This is a genomic window from Janthinobacterium sp. 67 (genome assembly GCF_002797895.1).
Classification (GTDB): Bacteria; Pseudomonadota; Gammaproteobacteria; order Burkholderiales; family Burkholderiaceae_D; genus Janthinobacterium.
Window position 1 is genome coordinate 230,431 of the sequence record NZ_PGES01000002.1, and the last position, 26,714, is coordinate 257,144.

The 26,714-nt window shown below is 55.9% G+C and carries 23 protein-coding genes; 10 read left to right on the plus strand and 13 right to left on the minus strand.

Going from position 1 to position 26,714, the window contains the following annotated elements; all coding sequences use genetic code 11:
- The 9 genes from CLU90_RS28905 to CLU90_RS30190 all read left to right on the plus strand — a co-directional run bounded on the left by CLU90_RS28905 (position 1) and on the right by CLU90_RS30190 (position 9,516).
- On the plus strand, positions 1–1,386 hold the full coding sequence (locus CLU90_RS28905) for a TolC family protein (RefSeq protein WP_100429700.1): 1,386 nt from the start codon (positions 1–3) through the stop codon (positions 1,384–1,386).
- Positions 1,383–2,774, plus strand: a complete 1,392-nt coding sequence (locus CLU90_RS28910) for a multicopper oxidase family protein (RefSeq protein ID WP_070289043.1) — start codon at positions 1,383–1,385, stop codon at positions 2,772–2,774. Before CLU90_RS28905 ends, CLU90_RS28910 begins: the two co-directional genes overlap by 4 nt.
- A gap of 25 nt (positions 2,775–2,799) precedes the next feature.
- Positions 2,800–3,129, plus strand: a complete 330-nt coding sequence (locus tag CLU90_RS28915; RefSeq protein ID WP_100429701.1) for a copper-binding protein — start codon at positions 2,800–2,802, stop codon at positions 3,127–3,129.
- A 21-nt stretch (positions 3,130–3,150) separates the two neighbouring features.
- A complete protein-coding gene (gene copC / locus CLU90_RS28920) occupies positions 3,151–3,519 on the plus strand; it encodes a copper homeostasis periplasmic binding protein CopC (RefSeq protein ID WP_070289046.1) in 369 nt (122 codons plus the stop codon).
- On the plus strand, positions 3,520–4,419 hold the full coding sequence (locus CLU90_RS28925) for a copper resistance D family protein (protein ID WP_070289047.1): 900 nt from the start codon (positions 3,520–3,522) through the stop codon (positions 4,417–4,419).
- A 41-nt stretch (positions 4,420–4,460) separates the two neighbouring features.
- Positions 4,461–4,964 carry a cupredoxin domain-containing protein gene (locus tag CLU90_RS28930; protein WP_413770987.1) on the plus strand — a complete coding sequence of 168 codons (504 nt, stop codon included), beginning with the start codon at positions 4,461–4,463 and terminating at the stop codon, positions 4,962–4,964.
- Positions 4,965–5,063: 99 nt separating this feature from the next.
- Positions 5,064–7,445, plus strand: a complete 2,382-nt coding sequence (locus CLU90_RS28935) for a heavy metal translocating P-type ATPase (protein ID WP_100429702.1) — start codon at positions 5,064–5,066, stop codon at positions 7,443–7,445.
- A 42-nt stretch (positions 7,446–7,487) separates the two neighbouring features.
- The gene (locus CLU90_RS28940; protein ID WP_232731428.1) at positions 7,488–8,879 is read left to right on the plus strand and encodes a hypothetical protein; all 1,392 of its coding nucleotides are present in this window, start codon (positions 7,488–7,490) and stop codon (positions 8,877–8,879) included.
- A gap of 97 nt (positions 8,880–8,976) precedes the next feature.
- Entirely contained in the window at positions 8,977–9,516 is a 540-nt protein-coding gene (locus CLU90_RS30190) for a flagellar basal body rod protein FlgB (RefSeq protein WP_306821361.1), read from the plus strand.
- Between the two features lie 161 nt (positions 9,517–9,677).
- Here the strand turns inward: CLU90_RS30190 and CLU90_RS28950 are convergent, their stop codons facing one another.
- From CLU90_RS28950 to CLU90_RS28965, 5 genes are read right to left on the minus strand one after another with little or no spacing between them, the layout of a single operon-like run.
- Positions 9,678–9,938 carry a hypothetical protein gene (locus tag CLU90_RS28950; RefSeq protein WP_070289049.1) on the minus strand — a complete coding sequence of 87 codons (261 nt, stop codon included), beginning with the start codon at positions 9,936–9,938 and terminating at the stop codon, positions 9,678–9,680.
- Positions 9,939–9,996: 58 nt separating this feature from the next.
- Positions 9,997–10,356 (minus strand): hypothetical protein, encoded by a 360-nt coding sequence (locus CLU90_RS29615; RefSeq protein ID WP_131687601.1) that lies wholly within the window; start codon positions 10,354–10,356, stop codon positions 9,997–9,999.
- Between the two features lie 5 nt (positions 10,357–10,361).
- A complete protein-coding gene (locus CLU90_RS28955; RefSeq protein WP_071080257.1) occupies positions 10,362–13,517 on the minus strand; it encodes an efflux RND transporter permease subunit in 3,156 nt (1,051 codons plus the stop codon).
- Positions 13,514–15,085 (minus strand): efflux RND transporter periplasmic adaptor subunit, encoded by a 1,572-nt coding sequence (locus CLU90_RS28960; protein ID WP_071080259.1) that lies wholly within the window; start codon positions 15,083–15,085, stop codon positions 13,514–13,516. The genes CLU90_RS28955 and CLU90_RS28960 overlap by 4 nt, the downstream gene beginning before the upstream one ends.
- Positions 15,082–16,431, minus strand: a complete 1,350-nt coding sequence (locus CLU90_RS28965) for a TolC family protein (protein WP_232731429.1) — start codon at positions 16,429–16,431, stop codon at positions 15,082–15,084. The genes CLU90_RS28960 and CLU90_RS28965 overlap by 4 nt, the downstream gene beginning before the upstream one ends.
- Before the next feature lie 755 nt (positions 16,432–17,186).
- Between CLU90_RS28965 and CLU90_RS28970 the strand changes: the two genes are divergently transcribed.
- The gene (locus CLU90_RS28970) at positions 17,187–20,159 is read left to right on the plus strand and encodes a Tn3 family transposase (protein WP_100429703.1); all 2,973 of its coding nucleotides are present in this window, start codon (positions 17,187–17,189) and stop codon (positions 20,157–20,159) included.
- Between the two features lie 168 nt (positions 20,160–20,327).
- On the opposite strand, the gene CLU90_RS28975 is transcribed toward CLU90_RS28970, so the two are convergent.
- From CLU90_RS28975 to CLU90_RS29010, 8 genes are all read right to left on the minus strand, one after another.
- Positions 20,328–20,633 carry an ArsR/SmtB family transcription factor gene (locus CLU90_RS28975; protein WP_100429704.1) on the minus strand — a complete coding sequence of 102 codons (306 nt, stop codon included), beginning with the start codon at positions 20,631–20,633 and terminating at the stop codon, positions 20,328–20,330.
- A gap of 105 nt (positions 20,634–20,738) precedes the next feature.
- Complete coding sequence (locus CLU90_RS28980) at positions 20,739–21,863, minus strand: alkene reductase (RefSeq protein ID WP_100429705.1); 1,125 nt, start codon at positions 21,861–21,863, stop codon at positions 20,739–20,741.
- A 166-nt stretch (positions 21,864–22,029) separates the two neighbouring features.
- Positions 22,030–22,332 carry a putative quinol monooxygenase gene (locus tag CLU90_RS28985; RefSeq protein WP_100429706.1) on the minus strand — a complete coding sequence of 101 codons (303 nt, stop codon included), beginning with the start codon at positions 22,330–22,332 and terminating at the stop codon, positions 22,030–22,032.
- A gap of 174 nt (positions 22,333–22,506) precedes the next feature.
- A complete protein-coding gene (locus tag CLU90_RS28990) occupies positions 22,507–23,502 on the minus strand; it encodes a zinc-dependent alcohol dehydrogenase family protein (protein WP_100429707.1) in 996 nt (331 codons plus the stop codon).
- A gap of 295 nt (positions 23,503–23,797) precedes the next feature.
- Positions 23,798–24,154 carry an EAL domain-containing protein gene (locus CLU90_RS28995; protein WP_232731430.1) on the minus strand — a complete coding sequence of 119 codons (357 nt, stop codon included), beginning with the start codon at positions 24,152–24,154 and terminating at the stop codon, positions 23,798–23,800.
- A 127-nt stretch (positions 24,155–24,281) separates the two neighbouring features.
- Complete coding sequence (locus CLU90_RS29000) at positions 24,282–25,265, minus strand: IS5 family transposase (protein ID WP_198511368.1); 984 nt, start codon at positions 25,263–25,265, stop codon at positions 24,282–24,284.
- Between the two features lie 344 nt (positions 25,266–25,609).
- Positions 25,610–25,840, minus strand: a complete 231-nt coding sequence (locus CLU90_RS30260; protein ID WP_100429710.1) for a cupin domain-containing protein — start codon at positions 25,838–25,840, stop codon at positions 25,610–25,612.
- A 54-nt stretch (positions 25,841–25,894) separates the two neighbouring features.
- On the minus strand, positions 25,895–26,714 hold an 820-nt coding region (locus tag CLU90_RS29010), incomplete at its 5' end, for a LysR family transcriptional regulator (protein ID WP_100429711.1).

The window sequence follows — 26,714 nt, forward strand, 5'->3', positions numbered from 1 at the left end:
ATGAAGCGACTATCGTTGCCAACACCCAATCGGGTAGCTACTGTATTCGGTGTCATATTTCTTGCAGGTTGCGCCAGCTTTTCACCGGATGGTGGATTAAATGATGTCTCTCGGCTAACGCAAGAGAGGATTGGACAGGTCAAGCCCTTCACGAAAGAGACGCTGAAAGATAGCCAACAGTCCACTTCACAGGTGCAATCACTGCTGTCCGCGCCACTGACGCCTGAATCTGCGGTTCAGATTGCGCTGCTCAATAATGCAGCGCTGAAGATCTCCTTCGCTGAATTGGGCGTCTCGGAGGCTGAGTTTGTACAAGCTGGACGGATGCGCAATCCAAGTTTTAGTTTCGGCCGCGTCAGTGGTGGTGGCGATGCGGAAATCGATCGCAGTGTGATGTTTGATATTGCGGGCCTGCTGACGTTGCCCACGCGTCGCCGCGTTGAGCAAGGACGCTTTGAGCAAGCCAAGTTGCTAACAGCTGCTCAGGCTGTGCAGTTGGCGGCAGAAACCCGTCGGGCATATTTTATGGCCGTTGCGGCGGCCCAATCGGCCGCTTTCGCGGAGCAAGTGCGTGGCGCCGCCGAGGCATCATCGCAACTCGCCGACAGCATGACCAAGGTTGGAAACTGGAGCACACTTGATCAGGCCCGTGAGCGTGCGTTTTACCAAGATGCGTTGACACAATTAGCGAGGACCAGGCATGAAGCAACAGCCACGCGCGAACAGCTCATTCGCCTCCTGGGCCTGTGGGGAGAGCAGCAAAATTTCGTCCTGCCTGACAGATTGCCTCCACTGCCGGAAAAGCCGCAGGAAACGAACAATGCGGAAGCACAGGCAATGTCGCAACGTCTCGATATGCTGTCGGCCCGCCGCGATACCGAGGCAACGGCCGCGGCACTTGGCTTGACAAAGGCAACTGGCTTCATCAACGTTTTTGATGCCGGCTACACCAATAAGAGTACGACAGGTTTGCCACGCGAGAGCGGCTACCAGATTTCCCTTGAATTACCAATTTTCGATTGGGGTGGCGCCAAGGTCGCGCGGGCCGAGGCGCTCTACATGCAGTCCGTTCATCGCACCACCGACACTGCCGTGCGGGCGCGCTCGGAAGTTCGGGAGGCGTACTCCGCATACCGCACTAGCTATGACATCGCCCGTCATTATCGTGACGATGTTGTGCCGCTGCGGAAAAAAATATCCGACGAGGTTCTGCTTCGCTACAACGGGATGCTTGCCAGCGTATTCGAATTACTGGCAGATTCGCGCGAGCAACTGGTGAGCGTAAATGCCGCCATCGAAACCCAGCGCGACTTTTGGATTGCAGAAACCAAACTTCAATCCGCCATCAACAGCGGAAATACGAACGATACAAGGGCCATGCCATGATTTCACGTAGAGATTTTTTCAGAGGTGCAGGTGCTGTAGCGGTAAGCGCCGCTGCCGTTAGCAAGGCCGGTGCCGCGTCATTGCCTGAGGCCATGTTGATGGACAATGCCAAGACGCACATCCCTCCGGTGCCACCCACTGGCCGGCCCTACAATCCGGTCGTGACCCTGAATGGCTGGTCATTGCCATGGCGGATGAATAACGGCGTAAAAGAATTCCATCTCGTTGCCGAACCCGTGGTGCGTGAACTTGCACCAGGGATGAAAGCCAACCTTTGGGGCTATAACGGGCAATCCCCAGGCCCGACAATTGAAGTGGTCGAAGGTGACCGGGTGCGTATTTTCGTGACCAACAAGCTACCTGAGCACACCAGTGTTCATTGGCATGGCCAGCGCTTGCCGAACGGTATGGATGGCGTAACGGGCCTCAATCAACCGGGTATCGCTCCGGGAAAGACTTTCGTCTACGAATTCGAGGCCAAACGGCCAGGTACATTTATGTATCATCCCCACGCCGACGAGATGGCCCAGATGGCGATGGGGATGATGGGCTTCTGGGTGACCCATCCAAAGGATCCATCGCTCCATGCTGTGGACCGTGATTTCGTTTTCCTGCTCAACGCGTATGACGTGGAGCCGGGAAGCTATACGCCGAAGATCAACACCATGCTGGACTTCAACCTGTGGACATTCAATAGCCGCGTCTTCCCCGGCATTGATTCATTGCCTGTGCGCCAAGGTGACAAGGTACGCATCCGTGTCGGTAACCTGACGATGACGAATCACCCTATTCATATACATGGCCATGAGTTTTTCGTCACTGGTACGGATGGCGGCTGGACACCACCGGCGTCGCGCTGGCCTGAAGTCACCACCGATGTCGCAGTTGGGCAAATGCGCGCCATCGAGTTCGTCGCTACTGATCTGGGTGACTGGGCACTTCACTGCCATAAATCCCACCATACCATGAATGCAATGGGCCATTCGGTACCGACAATGATTGGCGTCAACCATCGCGGGGTTGCTGAAAAAATTAACAAAATCGTCCCTGAATATATGGTGATGGGCGACAAGGGCGGCTCCATGGGAGGCATGGAAATGCCGCTACCAGATAATACTTTACCGATGATGACGGGTGAAGGACCGTTCGGTGGGGTTGAGATGGGGGGAATGTTTACCGTCTTGAAGGTGCGCAAGGACCAGAAGCGCGGCGACTACTCCGATCCTGGCTGGTACAAGCATCCGGCCGGAACCGTGGCATACGAGTGGACGGGTAACCTTCCTGAGCCAGAACGTGCAACTAACGCTGGGGGGCAGTCGATGCCGACGATGAACAAACCCAATATTGAAGTTACTGTTCGTAAACCGACCGGACATAGCGGTCACTAATTTTTTTTAACTGAAAGGAAACATCATGAAAAACCTGCACAAAGTTGTATTGGCAACCTTGATTGGCCTGTCATCCGTGGCAACGACCTCCGTGGCGCTCGCACAGCAGCAGAGCGCCTCCGCGACGCAAGACGCGATGAGCGAAGGGGAAATCAAGAAAGTGGATAAGGACGCCGGCAAGCTGACCATCAAACATGGCGAGCTGAAGAACTTGGGCATGCCTGGGATGACTATGATGTTCAAGGTCAAAGAGCCGTCGATGCTTGACAAGGTCAAACAAGGCGACAAAGTACGTTTCGTGGTGGAAAAAGTTGGCGGTGCATTGACGGTCACTTCCATCGAAGCAGTAAAGTAAATTTAACAAAGAGAGTTGAACATGAAGACACTGCGGAAAATGATTCTTGCCACATCCATTGTGGCGGCAACGCTGGCTACCCCATTTGCCTTGGCACATGCGAGCTTGAAGAGCTCCAATCCCGAGGCAGGTGCCTCCCTGGCAGTTGCACCAAAGGAGATTGCGCTGACCTTCAACGAGAAGGTGGAAGAAGCCTTTAGCTCAATCACTCTGAGCGATGACGAAGGCAAAGCCGTTGCTGCAGACAAGGCAAAGGTTGATGCAGCAAATCCGGCCATCTTACGCTTGGAAGTACCGACATTGAATGCTGGCGCCTATACCGTGAGCTGGGCAGTTGCAGGGCACGATGGACACCGTCGCAAAGGCGACTTTAAGTTCACGGTGAAATAAATGGATGCAGTCTCGCTGTTGCAAGTCAGTTCAGCTTTGCTGCTGAACCTCGGCTTTGCCTGGCTCGTTGGATCATGGTTTGCACGCTACTGGATGCGTTCTAGCGGTGTCGATCATGATCATTTCGAACCAGCGCTGCGCAAACTTGACTTGATGGCAGCGGCAATCAGCATGGTTGGTAGTGCATCGGCACTATTGAGCGCGACGGCGGTCATGGGAGGTGTAGGGCTACGCGAAGCGTGCCCGATGTTTTGGATGATGGTGTCGACAACTGACTACGGACATGCAGGCTGCGCCATTGTTGTGACGATGCTTGTTCTCTTTATTGTTCGATTTGTAGGCGGAGTCGGCCGCAGCAGCGATATTGCTGTCGTTCTGCTTTTGGCTATTTTTTCTGCAACACGGGCGTCCATGGGGCATGCGGGCGAGGAAGGCTTCTGGACCATTCCGCTAGCGGTTGAAGCGATCCATTATTTTGCCATCGGCCTATGGACTGGTGCAGTGATGGTTTCCGGCTGGTTTGTTCTACATAAGTCGCGGATAAGGAAATTTGATACGGGTACCACCGATCAATACCTAGAATTGATGTCCCAGGCAGCAATGCTTGCAGTAGTTGCCATTGTTGCTACTGGAATTTACAGCGCATGGCACCGAGTGGGGAGCTCAGAGCATCTTGTTCATACCACCTATGGCATCACCTTACTGGTCAAAGTTGCAATGGTCCTTCTTGCCGTCGCCTTGGGCGGCTACAACAAATTTCTTGGATTGCCTGCCGCCTCCCGCTCCTCCCGCGGCGTCACTCTGGTGAGAGTCGTTTTACAAGTAGAGACCTTGCTACTGCTCGGTGCACTGTTTGCGGCGGCAATTCTTACCACTCAACAACCACCTACCGCGATGTAATGTCGCGACGGTTTTCTACAAGGGAGTACGATATGAAAAAGATGACCTTAAATGCAATTGCAGTAATGTTACTGGCCAGTTTGAGCACTTTCAGCATTGCTGCGGTACCGGATAGCAACCCAGCAGCACATAGTGGCCACCAGCATGGCGCAAATGAGCAGAGCGCATCTCTTGTGGGCAAGGCGGGTGACCCGAAAAAAGCGACGCGTACCGTCACTGTCGATATGAACGACACCATGCGTTTTAACCCAGCGTCTATCGCCGTGAAACGGGGCGAGACTATTCGCTTTGTCGTCAACAATTCCGGCAAGATCAAGCATGAGATGGTCATTGGTTCTGAGAGCGAGTTGAAAGAACATGCCCAACAAATGGCAAAGTTTCCGGAGATGGAGCATGCGGAACCCAATCAGGTGACCCTGACGCCTGGGAAATCGGGAACCATTGTCTGGCAGTTCGACAAAGCCGGCAAAGTGGAATTTGCGTGCTTACAACCCGGCCACTTTGAGGCGGGCATGAAGGGGCAGGTAGTGGTTTCTGCCAAATAGATGACTTCATTCGGCGGGAATGTTCAATTCCCGCCGTTGCCGCAATAGCTGGTTCCACCACAGCCAACGAAACAGGCGAATCTGGCCAAGGAGTGATTCATGAGTAGAACTGACGCCGAGCATCATGCACACGAGCATCATCACGACAGCCACAGTAAAACTGAACCCGACGATGCGCGGCTGGCAGTAGACGAAAAACCATTCATTGACCCGGTATGCGGTATGCACGTTGGCGCAAATCCCGAAAAAGAAATCACCTACAAAAGTATGGTCTACCACTTCTGTAGCGGAAAGTGCATGACAAAGTTCAACGCAGCGCCAGATTCCTTTATCGATAAAGCGAATGCGGCACCCAACCCTGCGCATGCCCCCCAGGAGGGAGCAGTCTACACCTGCCCGATGCACCCCGAGATTCGCCAGCCAGCACCGGGAACTTGCCCTATTTGCGGCATGTCGCTCGAACCTGAAATGCCGACGCTAGATGAGGCGGAAAACCCGGAGCTAGTCGATTTTCGCCATCGTTTCTGGTGGACGCTGCCTCTTACCTTAGTGGTGTTCTTACTGGCGATGTTTGGGCATGTGTTCCTTTCTATGGGGCTGCCAGGCCAAAACTGGATTGAATTCGCATTAAGTACACCTGTCGTACTGTGGGCCGGCTGGCCATTTTTCAGACGCTGGGCGCAATCGCTGGCACGCATGAGCCCGAATATGTGGACTTTGATTGGCTTTGGCGTAATGGCTGCTTATGGCTATAGTGTCGTCGCCACAATCGCACCGGGCCTCTTCCCGCTTACCTTTGCTGCACATGGCCGCATAGGCGTATATTTTGAAGCAGCGGCAGTCATTGTTTCGCTCACGCTTCTTGGACAGATACTTGAGCTGCGCGCACGCTCCCAAACTTCCGCCGCAATCAAATCCTTACTTGGCCTCGCTCCAAAGACGGCTCGACGCATTCAGGACGATGGCTCCGAGGATGACATCCCGCTCACGCACGTCCACGTCGGCGACAAACTCCGTGTCCGACCCGGTGAGAAGGTACCAGTTGATGGCGTAGTGCTCGATGGCGAGAGCTCGCTCGATGAGTCAATGCTGACTGGCGAGCCCTTACCTGTGACAAAGCGTGCAGGAGACACGTTGATTGGCGCAACGATCAATACCAGCGGGAGCCTGATTATGCGTGCCGAAAAAATCGGCAGCGACACGATGTTGTCTCAAATCGTACAAATGGTCGCGCAGGCGCAGCGCTCCCGCGCGCCTATGCAACGACTCGCCGATAGTGTTGCAGGCTATTTCGTGGTCGTTGTCGTGGCAATAGCGCTACTGACGTTCGTGTTATGGGGAATGTATGGCCCTGAACCGAGCTGGGTCTTTGGTTTTGTTAACGCCGTTGCAGTACTGATCATTGCTTGCCCATGTGCATTGGGGTTAGCCACGCCGATGTCCATTATGGCCGCCACAGGCCGCGCGGCCACCCAAGGTGTGCTCTTTCGGGATGCCGCAGCGATAGAAGACCTCAAGAAGGTCGACACACTGATTGTCGACAAGACGGGGACCCTCACTGAAGGTAAGCCTTCCTTTAACAGCGTGGTCGCAGCGCCCGGTTTCAAGGACGAAGACGTCCTGCAAATGGCGGCGAGCATAGACCAGGGCAGCGAACATCCGTTAGCGCACGCGATCGTCTACGAAGCGAACAGGCGAGCACTGGTGCTAACCAAACCTGACAGTTTTGAGTCTGCCAGCGGTATTGGCGTGCGCGGCACGCTTGGCGGGGTGCACATCGCACTGGGCAACACCGCGCTGATGGATGCTGACAAAGTCGATTGGAGGCCGCTTGCTGAGGTCGCTGAACGCCTGCGGACAGAAGGTGCTAGCGTCATGTATCTATCCTCTGACGGCGTTTTGGCTGGACTGATTGCGGTGTCGGATCCCATCAAGGCAACGACGCATGAGGCCATAGAAGGCTTGCGCGCTGAAGGGCTGACCGTAATCATGGCCACTGGCGATGGCGTCACCACTGCGAAGTCCGTAGCCGAAAGGCTGGGCATCACGGAGTTCTACGGCGAGGTGAAACCACAGGACAAGTTGGCCTTGGTAGAAAAACTGCAAAAGCAAGGCAAGGTGGTCGCAATGGCCGGCGATGGAATCAATGATGCCCCCGCACTGGCGAAGGCCAATGTTGGTATTGCCATGGGTACAGGAACAGACGTGGCTATCAATAGCGCTCACGTCGCTTTAGTAAAAGGAGATCTGCGTGGGATTGCCCTTGCCCGTCGAATCTCGGTCGATACTGTTCGAAATATGTGGCAGAACCTGGGCTTCGCGTTTGTCTACAATGCCTTGGGCATTCCCCTGGCTGCCGGTGTGCTGTATCCATTTACTGGCCAACTGCTATCGCCGATGATCGCCGCGTTAGCGATGAGCCTGAGTTCCGTGTCTGTCATTACCAATGCACTCCGGTTGCGCGGTACCGGTCGGCCTTAACCGCTGACTGTGGCACCGAGCGACATTCTTGTGGAAGCAAACATGAATATACCTGCGATAGTGAAAGCTGCATCGAATAATGGCTGCTTGCTTAGCAACGAAGAATTGAATTTTCTTCCGGCTGCACGCCTCAATAGAGACTGTTTCTGCACCAGTTTGGATAGCTCCGCATTGAAAATAGCGCTTTCTAGCGAACCGGGCATGGACGGATTGCACGAGTTGATCGAGGAGCGGTGTCCCTATCTATTTTCTGCGCGGCCTATTTTTGTCTCGTATCGCCAAAGCAAACGTATTGCGGACGTTATTGCAGCGATTGAATCCGTAATATCGCTGCCATCGTATCGTGCGCGCGTTCTGACTGATGCTCCTGACATTGCCAAGCATAATCCTGATGATGCAAAAGGAGTATTTTTTGGCTATGACTTCCACATCCACGACGATACCTTGGCGCTCATCGAAATCAACACAAATGCCGGTGGAGCGATGCTCAACGCCGCGATGGCAAAAGCCCATAGATCGTGCTGTCTCAGCGATAGTGAATTGACACGAGCCATTGATAGCGGTGCGACCCTTGAAGATACCATCTTCAACATGTTTGAGTCGGAATGGGCGCTCTCTCAACGTTCACAGCCACTTCGGACAGTCGCGATAGTTGACGATCATCCAGAGCAGCAGTATCTCTATCCCGAGTTTGTTCTTTTTCGACGCTTGTTCGAACGCCACGGCATAGAGGCCGTTATTGCCTCACCATCGGACCTTACCTATCGTGATGGCGTTTTACGTCATGGGGATCTTGCTATCGACTTGGTCTATAACCGGCTGACCGATTTCATGCTTGAGTCGCCCCAGTGTCTCCCATTGCGTTCGGCGTATCTAGAAAGCGCAATCGTGCTAACGCCGCACCCCCAAGCGCATACCCTCTATGCAAATAAGGCAAATCTGGTTCTGCTATCGGATAAGAAAGAGCTCGTAGCGCTTGGCGTAGCCCCCGCCGTGCAAGATATTCTGCTCAAGAGCATACCGCGAACGCAGATTGTGACGGCCTCCGATGCGGACCGCTTGTGGACGGAGCGCCGAAAGTTGTTTTTTAAACCTGTTGCAGGTTACGGGGGGCGAGCCACGTACCGTGGTGAAAAGATCACCAAACGGGTATGGCAGGACATTCTGGCTGGTGACTACGTCGCTCAGGCCCTCGTCATACCCGGTGAGCGCTCGATCGGTTCCACCGATAATCCTAGCTCGCTGAAATTCGACCTTCGAGTCTATGTTTATGACGGAAAGGTGCAGTGGACCGCGGCCAGGATGTATCAGGGGCAAACCACCAACTTTCGCACCCCTGGAGGTGGTTTTGCACCTGTTTATAGTTTGGACGACGAGCGCACTGCGAATGAAATCAGCTCTATCGCGACTAGAGCTAGTTCCCATCACGATTGAGACGTGTTTGATCCTTAAAGCGAACAGGTTAGTTAGTTACTCTATCCGACCAGCTCTCTGAAACGTCAGAAATCGAATGTCAATGAGGGAGGAATCCATGAATAAAATTGAATCGATCCAGGCATCTATCGGGCTCACAGTTAAGGGTAGCACCAGCGCGGAAGGCAAGACGGCAGGGCAAATGTTTTCTGCCACATTAGCTAATGCACTAGGATCGACGCCAATAGTGGCAATGGCCTTGCCTCCAGTGGCAACTATTCAACACACACAGTTTGACCTTCCATTGAATTTGACCGCTGCTAAGATTTGGCAGCAGGTGAGTATCAATGAACGTGCGCTCGGACTGCGGGCGTACCGTCAAGAACTTCTCGCATCCAATATCGCGAATGCCGATACGCCTGGATATGTGGCGGTAGATATTGACATTGAGAAGGCCTTAAAAACAGGAAAGTCAAAAGATGACGTTTCCCTGCAATTTCGTATTCCAGCCCAAGGTAGCATTGATGGAAACACCGTTGATATGGATGTTGAACGGGCCCAATTTGCTCACAATTCCCTCATGTATGAATACAGCGTTGATCGTGTCAAGGGACGCTTCAAGGAACTAGATGACCTTTTGAAAAATACACCATATTAGTAATCTCTTCTTGGAAATACTGACAGTAGCGACTTAATGCAACTACCGCAGGCAACGGAAAGATTAAGTCATGGCGTGATCGGGTAAGCACCTGAATGGATACGATCGCTGCTGGCCGCATATGCCACCAGCAGCGATCGCATCCAGCACTCAAAACCGCGTTACTTTTTCTTCATCATTTCCTGACAGTCCTTCATCATTTGATCCATTTTTTCATACATTTTCGGATCCATTTGATGATCCTTTTTTGGCTCCATCTGATGTTCCATTCCAGCTTGCGGGGCTTTATTGGCCGCTCGCATCATTTGCGCCTGCTTGGCCTTGCGCCCTTGCTCAATCAGTTGCCAGTCCGGGCCAGCGAAGGCGGGAAATGCAGTGCTAAGAGTGCTGATACAGAGCAGCGTAAGTAGTAATTTTTTCATGATAGACTCCTCGATAAACTAATTTGATGTATGCATCGTCATCCCCATGGTCAAGTGGCTAATTCAACCATCGACAATACAAAAGCCGCAGCGCAACTGCGGGAACGTCTGACATATCAGAAAAAAAATCACTTCTATCCGTTTGCGAAACAAAACGCATCGTAGCAGTGGTAGCACCGAGATCCGGATAGTCGCCGCCTGCGTTATGGTCGGCAAAAGGTGGTCCCATATAGCAGAAGGCGCATGTCTGGCAGCTTGGCATGGCCATCGGCTGCGCAATCGCCGCAGATGCAGGCATGTCGTTTTGCAGTGGAAACGCCGGTATATGGCTGCACCAGATAAAACCGAACAACACCACCGCACACCTCACGAAATACACGAGGTGCTTAGCCGAGCGGTAGGTGCCGAACGGTCTCATGACGGCTAATTCTCCTCTGCTGCTGCCGAGCCGGCGGCACGGATCTGACGCCGACGAAGCAGCAGATAAACCGCAGGGACCACAAACATGGACAACAACGGCGCGGTAATCATGCCGCCAACCATCGGCGCGGCGATGCGCTGCATGACCTCCGACCCGGTGCCGGTGCCCAGCATAATCGGCACCAGGCCGGCGATAATGACCGCCACCGTCATTGCCTTGGGCCTCACGCGCAAGACCGCCCCTTCACGAATTGCATCGAGCAGATCGGTTTCACTAGCGTTACCATTCGCCAGACGTTCATCCCAGGCATGCTTTAAATAAAGCAGCATGATTACGCCGAATTCGGCCGAGACGCCAGCCAACGCGATGAAGCCGACGCCGCCGGCGACTGACAGGTGATAGTCGAGCAACCACAGTAGCCAAATGCCGCCGGCCAGCGCAAACGGCAGCGTTGCCATGATCAAGGCCGCTTCATCGAAGCGCTTGAAGGTCAAATAAAGCAGCACGAAGATAATAAGCAAGGTCGCTGGCACGACGATTTTGAGTTTTTCAGTGGCACGCTCTAGATATTCGAACTGCCCCGACCATGCAATGGAGTAACCCGCCGGCAATTTGACTTCCCTGGCGACGACTTGCTTCATGTCATACACAGTCGAACTCAAGTCGCGATCGCGAATATCGACATACACCCAGCCTGACAGCCGGGCATTTTCACTCTTGAGCATCGGTGGGCCGTCGTCGATGCGGATCGCGGCGACATCACCCAGCCGGATTTGCGCCCCCCGCTCTGTCAGCACCGGTAGCTGGCGCAGTTTCTCAATTGAGTCGCGCACCTCGCGTGGATAGCGCACATTAATCGGGAAACGCTGCAATCCTTCAACAGTTTCACCGATATTGTCGCCGCCGATCGCCGCCGACACCACGCTTTGCACGTCTGCTATATTCAAGCCATAGCGGGCGGCCGCGTCGCGATCGATGTTGACGTCGATGTACCGTCCGCCGTTCAGGCGCTCGGCCAGCGCTGAGGAGACACCCGGCACCTTCTTGACTGCGCGTTCTATCTCACCAGTGATGCGGTCAATTTCCTGCAAGCTAACGCCTGCGACCTTGACGCCGACCGGGCTTTTTATGCCGGTGGCCAGCATGTCAATCCGGTTGCGGATCGGCGGCACCCAGATGTTGGACAGCCCAGGCACCTTGACGGTGCGGTCCAGTTCCTGTATCAATTTTTCCGGCGTCATGCCAGGGCGCCACTGATCGCGCGGCTTGAACTGGATCATGGTTTCGAACATTTCCAGCGGCGCCGGATCAGTGGCGCTCTCGGCTCGACCGGCCTTGCCGAAGACGCTTTGTACCTCTGGTACCGTTTTAATCAGCCGGTCAGTCTGCTGCAACAACTGCGCGACCTTGCCGGCCGACAGACCGGGCAACGCCGACGGCATGTACAGCACATCGCCTTCATCCAATGGCGGCATGAATTCGCCGCCGAGCCGGGTCATGGGCCAGATCGTGATGGCTGCTACCAGTGCTGCCGCCAGCAAAGTCAGCTTTGGAAAACGCAGTACGACATCGAGCAAGGGGCGGTATAGCGCGACCAGGAAACGATTGAGGGGATTCTTTTGCTCATCGGGAATCCGGCCGCGGATCAGATAGCCCATTAAAATGGGAATCAGCGTCACCGCCAGTCCAGCCGCCGCCGCCATCGCATACGTCTTGGTAAAGGCCAGCGGCGAAAACAGACGGCCCTCTTGCGCTTCCAGAGTGAACACGGGAATAAACGAGAGAACGATGATCAAAAGCGAAAAGAACAGTGCTGGTCCAACCTCAACAGCAGCGTCGCCAATGACGCGCCAATGCTCATGACCCTTTAGCTGTTTACCTGGATGGGCATGATTCCAGGCTTCAATATGCTTATGGGCATTCTCGATCATCACCACGGCGGCATCGACCATCGCGCCTACAGCAATGGCGATACCGCCCAGCGACATGATATTGGCGTTGACTCCCTGGTAGTACATGACGATAAAGGCGATCAGGATGCCGATCGGCAGCGTGATGATGGCCACCAGCGCCGAGCGCAAGTGAAACAGGAACAGCGCACAGACCACAGCGACGACAATGAATTCCTCGATCAGCTTTTCTTTCAGGTTGGTCACAGCGCGCTTGATCAGGTTCGATCGGTCGTAGGTGGGGATGATCTCGACGCCGGGCGGAAGGCTCGCTTTTAGCTTTTCCAGCTTGACCTTGACGGCATCGATGGTTTCCAGCGCATTTTTCCCGGAACGCATGATGATCACGCCGCCAGCAACTTCGCCCTCACCATTCAAATCGGCAATCCCGCGCCGCATCTCTGGCCCGATCTGGATGCGCGCGACATCGCCCAGCCGGACCGATACGCCAGCGTCAGTCGTCATCAACGGAATCTTGCGGAAGTCGTCAAGCGACTTCAGATAACCAGAGGCCCGTACCATGTATTCGGCCTCGCCCAATTCCAGCACGGAACCGCCCGTTTCCTGGTTGGCTTTCTGCACGGCATCGATAATTTTGCCATGTGGGATGTTAAAGGCGCGCATCTTGTCTGGATCGAGCACGATCTGGTACTGACGCACCATGCCGCCAATGCTGGCCACTTCCGAGACGTTGGGCACCGCTTTCAACTCATACTTGAGAAACCAGTCCTGCAAGGCGCGCAATTGCGACAAATCGGTCTTGCCGCTACGGTCGACCAGCGCATATTCATAGACCCAGCCGACGCCGGTCGCATCTGGTCCGAGCGCGGTTTTTGCCTGCGGTGGCAGGCGTGACTGCACCTGGTTCAGATATTCCAACACCCGTGAACGCGCCCAGTACGGATCGGTACCGTCTTCAAACAGAATGTAGACGAAGGAGTCACCGAAAAACGAGTATCCGCGCACCGTCTTGGCACCCGGCACCGACAGCATGGTGGTGGTCAGTGGATACGTGACCTGGTTCTCGACGATTTGCGGCGCTTGCCCCGGATAGCTGGTGCGGATAATAACCTGCACGTCCGACAGGTCGGGAATGGCATCGAGCGGCGTGCGCGCCAGCGACCAAATGCCCCAGACCGTAATGAATACAGTCGCCAACAAGACCAGAAAACGGTTGCTGATAGACCAGCGGATCAGTTTTGTGATCATTTCGCCACTCCCGCGGGTGCTTTCATGCCACCCATGGGTTTATTTTCGGGTTTCGGCGCACCGGAGGTCGGCGCAATGGCCACGATCTCAAAGCTGCCATCCTCGCCTTGCTGGATGTCGAAGGCGACTCGGTCACCTATGCCAATATTGCGCTGCAAGCCCGTGGAAGACACTTTGAAACCCATCGTCATCGCCCCCCACTGCAGCGACGTGATAGGGCCATGCGAAATGGTGATTTCATCCTTGCCGATCTGTTCGACCTTGCCTACCCCATGGTGGCGCGGAAGTGCCTTGTCTGCGTCAGGGGACTGCGTATCGCTCATGCGTGTCGTCGTTCCCTTCAGGCTGGCCTCGGAATCGATCAAGAACTGCGCCGAGACGACCACTTTCTGACCAGCGGATAGGCCCTTGCGAATTTCGGTGAGACCACTGCCTTCGCTGCCGACCTCCACATCGACGGGCATAAACTTGCCGCCCTCCTGGGCAAGCATGACAACGCTGCGCGTACCCGTCTGGATGACTGCCTCCGACGGCACCTGCAAAACATCGGTGCCACTGTTTGACGCGAAGGTCAGAGTAGCAAACATACCGGGCAACAACTGAGCGCCGGGGTTAGCCAGCTCCACACGGGCTTTCAGGGTTCGCGTCGCGGCATTAACTTCCGGCAAAATGGCACCCACCTTGCCCTTGAAAATAGTTCCGGGTAGCGCCTGTACCTGCGCTTCGACGGCGTCACCAGGGCGAACCTTGGCCGCCACGCTTTCGGGAACCTCCGCGTTGACCCATACTGTCGCAAGTCCATTGATGCGAAACAGCGGCGCACCAGCGGAGACGGTCATTCCTTCGCGGGCGCCAAGCTCTGCGATCACACCGCTGATGGGTGCTGAAACCGTCAAGCGAGGATGGACCTTTCCACTTGACTCGACTAGCCGGATTTGCCCCTCACTCATACCAACTAGCCGCATGCGCTGGCGGGCAGCGTCGACCAGGGATGCTGTTTCATTGCCTTGCATACGACGGCTTGCCAGATAGTCTTCTTGTGCCGCGATCCAGTCAGGGACATACAAGTCAGCCAAGGGTTGCCCCTTTTCCACCGGATCGAGCAGGGCACGCGCATACAAGCGCTCTACAAATCCACCGCTACGCGCCTGCACCAGTGCCACGTCGCGCTCGTTATAGGCAACGTTACCGACGGCAACCAAGCCGGCGGACATCCTTCCTGATGTGACGAGCGCTGTGCGCACTCCCAGGTTTTGCTGGACCCGCGGGCTAATCGTAACATTACTGTCCTCACCATCCCCCGCAGCATAGACGGGCACCAGCGGCATATCCATGAACGGTGACTTACCGGGTTTGTCAAACTTCTGGCCCGGCACCATGGGGTCATGCCAATATAATGGTTTCTTGTTGGCAGCACTCGCGGCGCCTGCTGCGTTGCCGGATACCGCCTTGACGTCACCTGTAGATACTGTCTGATGTGCTTGTCGTAAACCAAACTGGTAACCGGCATAAGCGACCGCTGCAAGGGATCCCGCAAGTACCAGGACGCGTAATTTCTTATTGTTCATTTGAATTCCTGCTGGCGATGTACTGCGGAAATCTGCGTGATTGCGATGTCGGGAAAGAGGAAGCGAAGCTGTGCCCAGAACTGGGCTGTATTCATCTGCAACTGCAGCAACTGAACGTGCATGTCCGCACTGTTACGCCTGGCAGCGAGCACCTCAGCCAAAGAGGCTTTTCCGCCACGATAAGAGGCCAGGACCGCTTGGCTTCGCTTGTCGGCAAGGGGCAATAGCTGGAGCGCGTAGCGCTCGCTACGTTCTTGGCCACTCCTCCATTCGATGAGCAAGGCACGGATGTTGGCGGCATCTTCTCGCAGCAGTTCGTCGCGTTCGCTCCTCGCTTGTTCGACCAAGGCGAGTTTGGAGCCTAGTTCGCGGTCCTGCCGGTTTTTGCGATCCCACTGTAATGGCAGGGATAGGCCAACGGAGACCATGTTCGAGTAGGCCGCGCCGCGCTGCTGGAATGCGAACTCGATACTCCAGTCCGGATGCCGATTCGCTTGCGCCAGATTGACGTCGGCCTGGGCGACTTCTTCCTGCCGATTCAACACCATGATCTGCGGGCGGTGCGCCAGTTCAGTGTCGAGCAACACCGGGTCCAGAGGGATGGTGCCCAAGTCGGGCATGCTGGAATCGGCAAGTTCGCCGCTGCTGCCAGTCCAACGCACCAGCATGTTTTTTGCCGTATTGAGGTCGCGTTCGACCTGACTGGCTCGGTCCTCAAGGGTTAACAAGGCAGAACGCGCAGCCAGCACGTCGGCCTGGCTGCCACGCCCGCCCCGATAGGCGGCCGTAGCGGCGTCAATTTCCTGGCGGGAAAAGACCACTTGTTCTGTCAGAACTACTGACATTTTCCGAATGTAGTAGACGTTGAGCCAGGAGATCGCCGTGTCGCGCTGAATCGCGGCGAGTGCGACATCTTTTTGCGCCTGCGCCTTGTCGGCTTCGCGCTCAAGACGTGCGGAACGCCAGCGCAATTTATCGGCGCGTGTCAGTTCCTGCGAAATGCCGATGCGCCGCATCGTCATGAAATCCCCGCTCAAACTAAAGCGATCGGTGCCACTTAAGGGCACATTATCGATGCCGACCTTGAGAGTGGGATCGGGGCGCTGCGCCACTGCTACCGCCATTTCGTGTGCGGCGACAGTTGCCTGGTCCTGCGCATGAAGTTGGCGCGAGCGGGCGACAGCCTGCTGCAGCGCCTCGGTGAAGGTGACTGGCTGGGGGGCCGCGCGCGCATCATGAACGAAGGCAAGCAGCGGAACAGTAAGGGCGAGAGTTAACGCCGTCTTCATGAATGGGTGAAGGCGGACGACGCGTGCATTTGTATGCACGGTGTACGGGATTGACATGGCAGCTCCAGAATGCGATGGGAGGCATCGCCTTGTCGAACCCGACAAGGCGATGGCGATCTAGGCAGTCTGGAGTGTTAAATACGGAAACAGCAATGGCGGATAGCGATAGGCGGTGCCGTTGGCCTCGCCAAGGTAATGAGCAAAGGAGGTTTGGCTGTATACACTACGGGAGTGTCATAAATAGCTAACGTCAGAAGCAGGACAACAGGTACGAAAGATGGGTGGTCGGCGACAGGCGTCTTGTCCAGCGACTGCCTGGACGCATCCCCCACAGCATAAATTTGACACAACGTCGACTGGTCAGTGTCCATGCCGGCGCAGTCTGTCATCGCGGGCATCGCAGACACCCCAACACCTGCGGATGTAACGGAACTACCGACTCCCATCGGTACGCCGGGGCATAGGTATGAAGCGACCGCATGCTGCATGAACAGCATGCTAAGTATCGCGACAAGAGCCGTGAACAATCGCACTGTGCGGGAGGTCTTCATAAACTATCTAAACGGATGATATTCGTAGCCTAGGTTGTATCAAACCAACTGTCAAGCTATTGCTATGCTGTCACTTGACCGTGAGCAAGTACGGATCGAATGACAGATATCATCACTATACGCATTACCATAATGGGAAGGTCAATCAAAGACATATGTCGCCGGATTGGAATGCTTTACGTTTAATTGCTTGACAAAAAACTTGCAATCGATGCACCATTTCCAGCAATTCCTTCGCTGGACCGGTGTCGATTGATTTCAATGACGAATATCCATGAAACGGCTTATCCACGCCTGAAACAAGAGTTCACTGAGCAGGAGCTCGGGGCGATCTACACGCCTTCGCGCGCACAAATTGACCATATCTTCACGCTGTATCGCCAAGCATCGCATCGTACTTTTTTGCTGATCCAACTTATGCTGTTGCAAAGGCTCGGTTATTTCGTCCCTTTGTCGAGCATCCCGTCTATCGTGGTGCGGCATATCTGCGAACATAGCGGTCTGCGCGTTCCGGCAAAACGAGCGCTGGCGCAATACGATCAATCCGGTAGCAAGACAACACACCAGCGCCGTCTGCGCGGGTACGTGGGGATCCGGGTGATGGACTCGTCCGATGAATACTGGCTGGAAGATCAGGCCCTGCAGGCTGCCCATACCAAGCAGGAGCTACCCGACATTATCAATGTCCTGATTGAAGAGTTGGTCCAGCGTCGCCTGGAACTGCCTGGATTCACCTACTTGTTCAGGCTGGCTCGCCATTCCCGTACCAGCGTCAATGACGGCATCTATAAGGCGGTGGCTGGCGGATTGCCAACTTGCGTGGTCGAGCGTTTTGAACACATGCTCACTGCGGGTGAGAACCTGCGCATATGGGATAGCCTCAAACGCGAGCCGAAGCAGCCCAATGTGCGTGCGGTGACGGATTTCCTGGCCCACATTGACACCATGATCGCGCTGGCGCAGGATCTGCCCAATACCGAGGCCATCGCCGCAACCAAGCGTGAACAACTCGTTTTGGAGGCGCGTGCCCTGGATGTGGCGGAAATGCGGCGGATCAAGCCACTCAAGCGCCACACCCTCATCGTGCTGCTGATTCAAAGCCAGTTGCAAAAGGCAATGGACGATATCGCCGAAATCTTCATCAAGACCATCCGCAGCTTGCATAACGGTGCCGAGGAACGGTTGCGGCAATATCACCTGCAGCACGCCGAACAGATTGAGCGTTTGATCGGACAGTTCCGCGAAGTGCTGACCGTCCTGAGCGACGAGGGCAGCGACGAGGAGCGCGTCGCTAGGGTCGAGCAATCCCTCGACGGGGATCTGGGGGCATGGATCACTGAATGCGACGAGCACATGGCGTATGCTGGCAATAACTATTATCCGTTCATGCTGGTCGGGTATGTTGGCAAGCGCAGCCTGCTCTTCAAGTGCCTCGAAGCGCTCAGTCTGGAATCGAGCTCACAGGATCAGAGCCTGCTGGCGGCGATCGCCATCATCCAAAAGCATCGCTCCAGCCACAAGGAACAACTGCCAGCGGCAGAAGGTGCGCTACCTGAATTGGCACTGGACTGGATGTCCGATAAGTGGCGCAAGCTGGTTTTTGGCCGAGTCGCAGCCGATGCCCCAGCGAACGTGCATCGCAAGTATTTCGAACTTGCCGTGATGACGCAAGTCATGGATGAACTCAAGTCGGGCGATCTGTACGTCGAGCATAGCGGCGACTACGATGATTATCGCAACCACCTGGTGGACTGGGAGCAATACGAACGTGAAGTGAAATCCTATGGTGAACTGGCAGGGCTGTCGGTGGAAGCTCCGGCGTTTGTCGCGCAGTTGCGCGACAAACTCGGCAGTCTAGCGCGCGACGTTGACAGCCGATTCCCACAAAATAGCCTTGCCGATATCGACGAGAGCGGCATTGTGATTCGTCGCATGGAGCGCCCGAAGCCGCCACCCGAACTTGACGCCATCGAGCAGATGGTCACCAATGAAATGGATCCGGTGAGCATCCTTGATGTATTGACCGAGACTGAAAAATGGTTGGACTTGCATAAAATCTTCGGTCCGTTGTCCGGTTTCGAGGCCAAAGTAGACGCTCCGCGCAAGCGCTTTATCACTACGTTGTTTTGCTATGGTTGTAACTTGGGCGCCACGCAGACCGCACGCTCGATCAAGGGCCTGAGCCGCAAGCAGGTGGCCTGGCTCAATCTCAAGCATGTCACCGAGCAGCGCCTGGACAAGGCGATCGTCAAGGTGATCAATGCATACAACCGCTTCGCATTGCCACGTTACTGGGGATCAGGAAAGAGCGCGTCGGCCGACGGTACCAAATGGAACATTTACGAGGCTAACCTGCTTTCCGAATACCATATCCGCTACGGTGGATACGGCGGCATTGGCTACTACCATGTGTCCGACAAGTACATCGCGTTGTTCAGTCACTTTATTCCATGCGGCGTCTATGAGGCGGTTTACATCCTCGATGGGCTAATCAACAACCAGTCGGACATCCAGCCAGATACGCTGCACGGCGATACCCAGGCCCAAAGCACGCCTGTCTTTGGCCTGGCTTCGCTGCTGGGTATCGACCTGATGCCGCGCATCCGCAATATCAAAGATCTGGTGTTCTTCAAGGCGGACAAGGCCGACCAGTATGACAATATTGGCAGCCTGTTCCGTGGATCGATCGACTGGGAACTGATCGCGCGCCATATGAAAGACATGCTGCGCGTCGTCATTTCCATCAAAGCGGGCAAGATTGCGCCTTCGACGATCCTGCGCCGCCTAGGGACGGCTAGCCGCAAGAACAAGCTCTACTACGCGTTCCGCGAGCTCGGTAGAGTACATCGGACCATGTTCCTGCTCAAGTACATTAACGACGCGGAACTGCGTCGTACCATCCATGCAGCAACCAACAAGAGCGAGGAATTCAACGGCTTCATCAAATGGTTGTTTTTTGGGGGCGAAGGCATCATTGCCGAAAACGTTCGGCACGAACAGCGCAAGGTTATCAAGTACAACCAGCTCGTTGCGAACATGGTCATCCTGCACAATGTCCATGAGATGACGCGGCTCCTCAAGACAATACAGGCAAAGGGATATGTGCTAACGGAGGAGGTGCTTCGCGGCTTAGCGCCATATCGGAAAGGGCACATCAACCGATTCGGTGAATATATGCTGGACCTTGAACGCGAGGTAGCCCCGATGAATTATAAAGTCGAATTTACCAAATAAATCAATTGGTTAGTTCGTTTTTTGCGAAAAAAGCTGCAATCCCGGCCGGCCCTCTGCTGAAAGCCAGGTTGTTGCTGATAGGGAATGGAATTCGGAGTTAACATCTTCTATCCTACATATTTCAAAATATAGATTTTTAAGGGCTGAAAAAACGCCTGCGAGCAGGCATCAAATCAGCGCTTTCAAGGCCACCTGGAACGCCGCGATGTTCTGCTCATGGCGTTTGTAATAAGTCCAGGGACCGATGCGTTGTGAGGTCACCAGTTGCGCCCGCTGCAAGGCAGCGAGATACAGCGAGACGGTCGACTGCGACAGGCCTACCCGATCCTGGATGATGCTCACGCAGACACCGACCTGCTCAGGATCCACCTCCTGCTCGGGGAAATGATGACGCGGATCCTTCAGCCAACAGAGGATGTTCAGGCGGGTTGGGTTGTCTAGCGCCTTCAGCGCTTCGCTTACGTCGATACTCATAGGTCAACACGATAACTATTTTTTGCGATATTACGATATGCCCGCTCAACTGTCAATGCGCCGGCCCCCGAACCTATCGCTCGGGGGGCCGGCACCTCGAGCGGACTATTCGCCATAGGTCGGATAGTCGGTGTAGCCGACAGCGGTTCCGCCGTACATGCTGGCCGGATCGACCGGGTTCAGCGGCCAGCCATTGGCAATTCGCTTGGGCAGGTCCGGGTTGGCGATGAACGGACGGCCGAAGGCTACCAGATCGCCCCAGCCCGCCTCGAGCACACGCTTGCCTCGCTCGGCGGTGTATTTGCCGGCATAGAGGATGCGCCCGCTGAAGACCTCGCGCACCGCGCTGCGGAAGCTTTCCGGCAGCTCCGGTGCGTTTTCCCAATCCGCCTCGGCCAGCGACAGGTAAGCGATGCCGACTTCTTCCAGCACCTTGACCGCTTCGACATAGGTCTCGTGTGGGTTTTCTTCGACCAGGCCGAGATATACGCGGGCCTCGTCGGTGCTGGCGAACAACGGGGCGAAACGCACGCCGAGCCGGTCTTTACCGACCACCGCGGCCACCGCCTGGGTCACCTCACGGAGGAAGCACAGGCGATTTTGCAACGAGCCGCCGTACTCGTCGTCGCGCTGATTGCTGTGCGCGGAAATGAACTGGTTGATCAGATAACCGTTGGCGGAGTGGATTTCGACGCCGTCGAAACCGGCGTCGAGGGCGTTGCGAGCGGCCTGTGCATAGAGCTGTACCAGCTCCTTGACCTCGGCGGTGGTCAGTGCACGTGGCATCGAAGGCGGCGCCAGGGCGCCGGTGCCGGGACCTGTCTCGATGAATACGCTGACGCCCTCGGCCGGGATCGCCGATGGCGCCACCGGGGCTTCGCCATTGGGTTGCAACGAGGTGTGCGAGACCCGGCCGACATGCCAGAGCTGGGCGAAGATGGTGCCGCCCTCGGCGTGTACCGCATCGGTCACTTTGCGCCAGCCGAGGATCTGTTCGGCACTGTGGATGCCCGGGGTCCAGGCGTAGCCCTGGCCGCGCGGCTCGATCTGGGTGCCCTCGGTGACCATGAAGCCGGCACCGGTACGCTGGCGGTAGTAGGTCGCCATCAGGTCATTGGGAATGTTGCCTGGCTGCGAGCTACGCGAACGGGTCAGCGGCGGCAGGACGATGCGGTTTTTCAGGCTGTAGGGGCCCAGCGTGGTGCTTTCGAAAAGAATGGAATCTTTCATGTGTAAGTACCTATATATTTGCGTTTGTAGATAAGTAGATGCTAGTGCCTGGACAGGCACCTCTCGAGCGCTCCGTTTAGAACAGGCCGGTGGACGTCCAAGCTCAGTCGCGTCCCTGCCGCCGCAAAGCGGTAGGGACGCGACTGGAGCGCCTTGTTGGGTTTGCTTAGCCGGGTAGCTTGGCCGCCAGGACGTCAACCTTCTCGATTGACGGCGGTTTGGCAAACAGCTCGGCAGCCTTTGCCATAAGCGCCGCTGCGACCTTGCCCGAAAGATGAGCCTGCCGACCTGCTTCATCCGGGAAGGCATCAAAGATGCCAAAGGTGGACGGCCCCAAGCGGATTCCGAACCACGCCGTAGTGGCTGGCTCTTCCTGCACTATTGGAAGGCCATCCAAGAGAAAGTTCTCTACCTCTTTCTCTTTCCCAGGCTTTGCTTCCAGACGAACGAACAACGCTACTTTGACCATGACGTGCCTCCTGTTGTTACGACGATATTACCATGCGTGACGCATTCCAGTAATGCCCAACGCGATATTTGCCGCCCAGCTCCAGCGTGGCGGGGATGAAGGGGCAGCGTCGAGTCATTTCCGCAGTCGCGGGAAAGGCGACTCTGCCCTCTCCTGGTCTTTCACGAACTGCCTCTACCGAGATACGGTGACGACGATCTTGCCAAACTGCTGGTTCGATTCCATGTAACGGTGCGCTTCGACGATCTGCTCGAAGGGGAAGGTCTTGGCAATGATCGGCTTCAGCTGTCCGGCCTCGAGGCCGCGCGTGATAAAAGCTTGCGCAGGCGCCAAGCGTTGCGGATCACCGGTCAGTTCGAACAGCGTGTAGCCGCGCACGCTCAGGGCCTTGTTCATCGCTGCCAAGGCCGGGAACGGCGTCTCCTGACCGCTGAGATTGCCATAGATGAAAATCAGGCCCTGCTGACTCATCGCTTGCGCCAGTGTTTCGACTTGCGGCCCCGCGACCGGGTCGAAGGCGATGCGCGCGCCGCGACCGTCGGTGATCCGCATTACCTCCGCGACCAGGTCCTGCTCCTCGGTGGCGATCACATGCGCCGCCCCCGCCTCGCGTAGCGCCGCCTCCTTCGCGCGTGTCCGGGTCGTCGCGATCGGAATGGCGCCGACGCTGTTGGCGATCTGGATCGCGGCCAAGCCGACGCTGCTCGAAGCCGCCGTGATGATCACCGCATCACCGCGCTTGAGTTGGGCAATCTCGATCAGTGCGCCATAGGCGGTCAGATACTGCATCCAGATCGCCGCCCCCGTCACCGCGCCGACGCCCGCCGGCCGCTTCAGAACCCCCGTGGCCGGCACGATCGCCTGCTCGGCATAGACGCCAAACTTGTTCATGGAAAAAGCCGGAATCACGCTGACCGCTTCGCCAACCTCGAAGCCGTGAACGCCGCTGCCCAGCGCCTCGACGATGCCGGAAGCTTCGTAGCCGAGCCGGGCCGGCAGCTGCGTCGGCTCCAGGTACACACCCGAGCGGAACATGGCTTCCGCGCGATTCAGGCCGATCGCCTCGACGCGGATGCGCAGCTCGCCGGAGCCCGGAGCGCCAACTTCGAGCTCTTCGATCTGCAAGACTTCGGGGCCGCCGATCTGATGAAAACGGACAACATGGGTCATTTTGGGTCTCCTTCTATTGAGGGATGGGAACAGTGAGCCAGCCTTTGGCTGGCGCAGGTTAGCCGCCCCGCGCGTTACAACGTCGCTTCGGTCTGTGTGTCCGGCGCGTCGCTACTTCACGGGCATGCAAATTCTATTCTCCATATCTAGATTTGTAAATATGTATTTTAATAATTTTATGCCCGTCCCTGCTCCCCCTATCTACGCTGCCTATGAACTCTCCCTGTCGAAAAAAATACTGCCATCCGCTAAGTGCGCCACGGCGTGGTTCGCTCTGGTTTGGTCGCCGGTCATCTCATGGCCCAGCACCATTCCTCTGGGACCGGAAAGCGGCCCGGCTAGAGATGCCGGCCGCTCCCGCAGATGTTGGGTGGTAGTCAGACAGCAATTCACGACCGGCGTAGCCAGCGCCGAAGTCATCAATGGCGGTACCGAAACCTAGCTCGTCATAGGCTCGAATGATGCGCATTAAGTGTGCACGGTTCTGCACGCGTTCGCCTTCGGTCACTTCGAAAATGATGTTCTCGACTGGGAAATTATACTCGCGTGCTGCTGCTATGGTCGACTGAATACAGGTTGCCGGATGACTGACGGCGTTCGGTAAAAAATTTATAGAAAGCCGCTCTCGGATACCTAAGGAAGCGCTGATCAATTGACGATTTTCAGCGGACCTCCCTTTTTTTGCGGCAAAGACCAGCCTGGCATTCTGAGATGCGATTTCTGCCCTCAGGACAGGCGGTTTTCAGCGAATTGATCGGTTTTTTTGCGCCTTCCGGCGCTCAAGGCGCACGTCGGGATTCAGTGATCGAAAATCGCCGGCCGGCCAGCACCAGATTGGCGAAACCGAACAGCGTGAACAGCTGAGCAGTATTTTTGGCCAGGCCGCGATAGCGCGTCTTCCGATGACGAAACAGGTTCTTGATGACGTGGAACGGATGCTCGACTTTCGCTCTCACACTGGCTTTGAGATGCTCCAGTTTTTCAAGCATACGACCGACCTTATTTTTCGGCAGTGCCTTGCGTTTGGATCGCTTCATTGCGACATGCCAGGTGACCGATCTGCCCTGATTCTCCGGGCGCTTCTCGACACCTTGATAACCGGCATCGCCGAGCGCAGCAGACTCATCGCCATGCAATAGCGCACAGGCTTGGGTGACGTCGGAGACGTTGCCAGCAGTGCCGATAACGGTGTGCACCAGACCGGACGCAGCATCAACGCCCACATGGGCCTTCATCCCAAAGTGCCAGTCGTTACCTTTCTTCGACTGGTGCATTTCCGGATCGCGCTCTCCGTTTTTGTTCTTCGTCGACGGTGGTGCCGCGATCAGCGTGGCATCGACGATAGTCCCTTCGCGCATCATCAAACCCTTTTCCGCGAGATGACCGTTGATGGTGTCGAAGATCTTTTTGGTCAGCTCATTGTCCTCGAGCAGGTGCCGAAACTTCAGCAATGTCGTCGCGTCGGGGGCGGACTCTCGATTGAGGTCGATACCGACGAAACCACGAATCGCCTGGCTGTCGTAGATCGCATCCTCGATGCCTTCGTCCGACATGCCAAAGCATTGTTGGGCCACGTACATGCGCAGCATGCGCGCAAGACCAATTGGAGGACGGCCAGCGCCATTGACCCTCGGGTAAAACGGTTCGATTTCTTGATGCAGCTTACCCCACGGAGTGGTCGAGTCGAGCTCTGCGAGAAACACGTCGCGCCGCGTCAGCTTCTTCTTGTTGGCATACTCGAGATCGGAGAAGCTTTTCTGCATGATCGACAGGGCGGCGTTGAGTGAAGTGAAATTATCTCAGACGGACAGCGTCGACGGAGCGCTTGGTGGCGAATAAATCAGTGCTTCCCTAACGCTTTTCGGGAGCACTGGACCTTATAGGTAAGCAAATGTCCGCTTCTAGATGAACAGTGCGAATTAGCGAAGGTCCGCTTTTGGCCGAACCCGGCCATCCAGCCATCCAGCCATCCAGCCAGCATAGCAGGTTGCCAGGCTGAAAAAGTCACGGACTGCCATGAAGGGCAGAACCCAACCCGAAGCAAGCGCCGGAGGCACGTACGCCATACCGCGCTAATTCGACTTTTGTGAATCGAACGCAAGAGAGTTTACGGCATAACTGGTGAGATTCTCCATATCTTGATATCACCGTCCAACCGCTCGAAGTGATGCGAACATCCTCTTGGAACGAACAATACATCGCCAGCGGTGCATTGCATCTCTGAATCATCACTACGTAATACACCGTAACCCGAAATCACGACATATACGGTTTCATCTTGGCCATTATTTACGTGGTCACTTTCTGCATGAGACATGCATCGAACTTCAAGTGCCATCTTTTCGCTCGGGCCTGACAACTAGATTAGCTTGATGCTCGACTTTCGACATCTTCAGTCAATCGCGAGCTCAGCGATCAGGTTTCGCAGCCACTGATTTCCAGGCTCCTTATGAAACTTGGCATGCCAAAACAGATTGACGTCGAACTCCGGGATCGGAACCGGATGAGCCAGGTATGTCAGCCCGAACGGCCCCATGCTCTCGCGCACATACCGCTCGGGAATCGTCGCGATCAGGTCGGTCCGCGCCAGGATATGGCCGAGCGCGATGAAGTGCGGAACGCTCAACCTGATGTTTCGCTTGATTCCCCTGCGCTGGATCGTGTCGTCGGCGATGGCGTGCCCGGTGCCACCTGCGACCACGACCACGTGCTGTGCGCCTTCGAAATCATCCAGCGTCATCGCACCCTTGTCGAGCGGATGGCCCTTGCGCAGGACGCAGACATAGCGCTGGCGGAATAGCAGGCGCTGGAAGAAGCCCCCCTTCAGCTGCGGCAGCAGGCCAATCGCGATATCGACCCGTCCTGCTTCCAATTCGTCTGCCAGGTTGACGTTCGTATTGCGCACCGTACTGACCGTCACGCCCGGCGCCGCCTCGGCCAGGCGGCTCATCAGCTTCGGCAGGAAGTGGATTTCCCCCAGGTCGGTCATGGCGATCGTGAACTTGCGCACGCTCGCCGCAGGATCGAACTCGAGCTGCCGGTCCAGCGTGTCACGGATAGTGGCCAGCGCATAGGCGATCGGCTCGGCCAACAAGGTGGCATATGGCGTCGGTTCCATTCCGCGCGCCGTGCGCAGGAACAGTTCGTCGCCCAGCATTTTCCGCAGGCGGCTCAGCGCATTGCTGACGGCAGGCTGTGTCAGGCCGAGGTTT

Excerpts from the sequence above, each read along its gene's own strand:
- CLU90_RS28905 (WP_100429700.1), top strand. The coding sequence starts at position 1 with ATGAAGCGACTATCGTTGCCAACACCCAATCGGGTAGCTACTGTATTC.
- CLU90_RS28910 (WP_070289043.1), top strand. The coding sequence starts at position 1,383 with ATGATTTCACGTAGAGATTTTTTCAGAGGTGCAGGTGCTGTAGCGGTA.
- CLU90_RS28915 (WP_100429701.1), top strand. The coding sequence starts at position 2,800 with ATGAAAAACCTGCACAAAGTTGTATTGGCAACCTTGATTGGCCTGTCA.
- copC (WP_070289046.1), top strand. The coding sequence starts at position 3,151 with ATGAAGACACTGCGGAAAATGATTCTTGCCACATCCATTGTGGCGGCA.
- CLU90_RS28925 (WP_070289047.1), top strand. The coding sequence starts at position 3,520 with ATGGATGCAGTCTCGCTGTTGCAAGTCAGTTCAGCTTTGCTGCTGAAC.
- CLU90_RS28930 (WP_413770987.1), top strand. The coding sequence starts at position 4,461 with ATGACCTTAAATGCAATTGCAGTAATGTTACTGGCCAGTTTGAGCACT.
- CLU90_RS28935 (WP_100429702.1), top strand. The coding sequence starts at position 5,064 with ATGAGTAGAACTGACGCCGAGCATCATGCACACGAGCATCATCACGAC.
- CLU90_RS28940 (WP_232731428.1), top strand. The coding sequence starts at position 7,488 with ATGAATATACCTGCGATAGTGAAAGCTGCATCGAATAATGGCTGCTTG.
- CLU90_RS30190 (WP_306821361.1), top strand. The coding sequence starts at position 8,977 with ATGAATAAAATTGAATCGATCCAGGCATCTATCGGGCTCACAGTTAAG.
- CLU90_RS28950 (WP_070289049.1), bottom strand. The coding sequence starts at position 9,938 with ATGAAAAAATTACTACTTACGCTGCTCTGTATCAGCACTCTTAGCACT.
- CLU90_RS29615 (WP_131687601.1), bottom strand. The coding sequence starts at position 10,356 with ATGAGACCGTTCGGCACCTACCGCTCGGCTAAGCACCTCGTGTATTTC.
- CLU90_RS28955 (WP_071080257.1), bottom strand. The coding sequence starts at position 13,517 with ATGATCACAAAACTGATCCGCTGGTCTATCAGCAACCGTTTTCTGGTC.
- CLU90_RS28960 (WP_071080259.1), bottom strand. The coding sequence starts at position 15,085 with ATGAACAATAAGAAATTACGCGTCCTGGTACTTGCGGGATCCCTTGCA.
- CLU90_RS28965 (WP_232731429.1), bottom strand. The coding sequence starts at position 16,431 with ATGTCAATCCCGTACACCGTGCATACAAATGCACGCGTCGTCCGCCTT.
- CLU90_RS28970 (WP_100429703.1), top strand. The coding sequence starts at position 17,187 with ATGACGAATATCCATGAAACGGCTTATCCACGCCTGAAACAAGAGTTC.
- CLU90_RS28975 (WP_100429704.1), bottom strand. The coding sequence starts at position 20,633 with ATGAGTATCGACGTAAGCGAAGCGCTGAAGGCGCTAGACAACCCAACC.
- CLU90_RS28980 (WP_100429705.1), bottom strand. The coding sequence starts at position 21,863 with ATGAAAGATTCCATTCTTTTCGAAAGCACCACGCTGGGCCCCTACAGC.
- CLU90_RS28985 (WP_100429706.1), bottom strand. The coding sequence starts at position 22,332 with ATGGTCAAAGTAGCGTTGTTCGTTCGTCTGGAAGCAAAGCCTGGGAAA.
- CLU90_RS28990 (WP_100429707.1), bottom strand. The coding sequence starts at position 23,502 with ATGACCCATGTTGTCCGTTTTCATCAGATCGGCGGCCCCGAAGTCTTG.
- CLU90_RS29000 (WP_198511368.1), bottom strand. The coding sequence starts at position 25,265 with ATGCAGAAAAGCTTCTCCGATCTCGAGTATGCCAACAAGAAGAAGCTG.
- CLU90_RS30260 (WP_100429710.1), bottom strand. The coding sequence starts at position 25,840 with ATGGCACTTGAAGTTCGATGCATGTCTCATGCAGAAAGTGACCACGTA.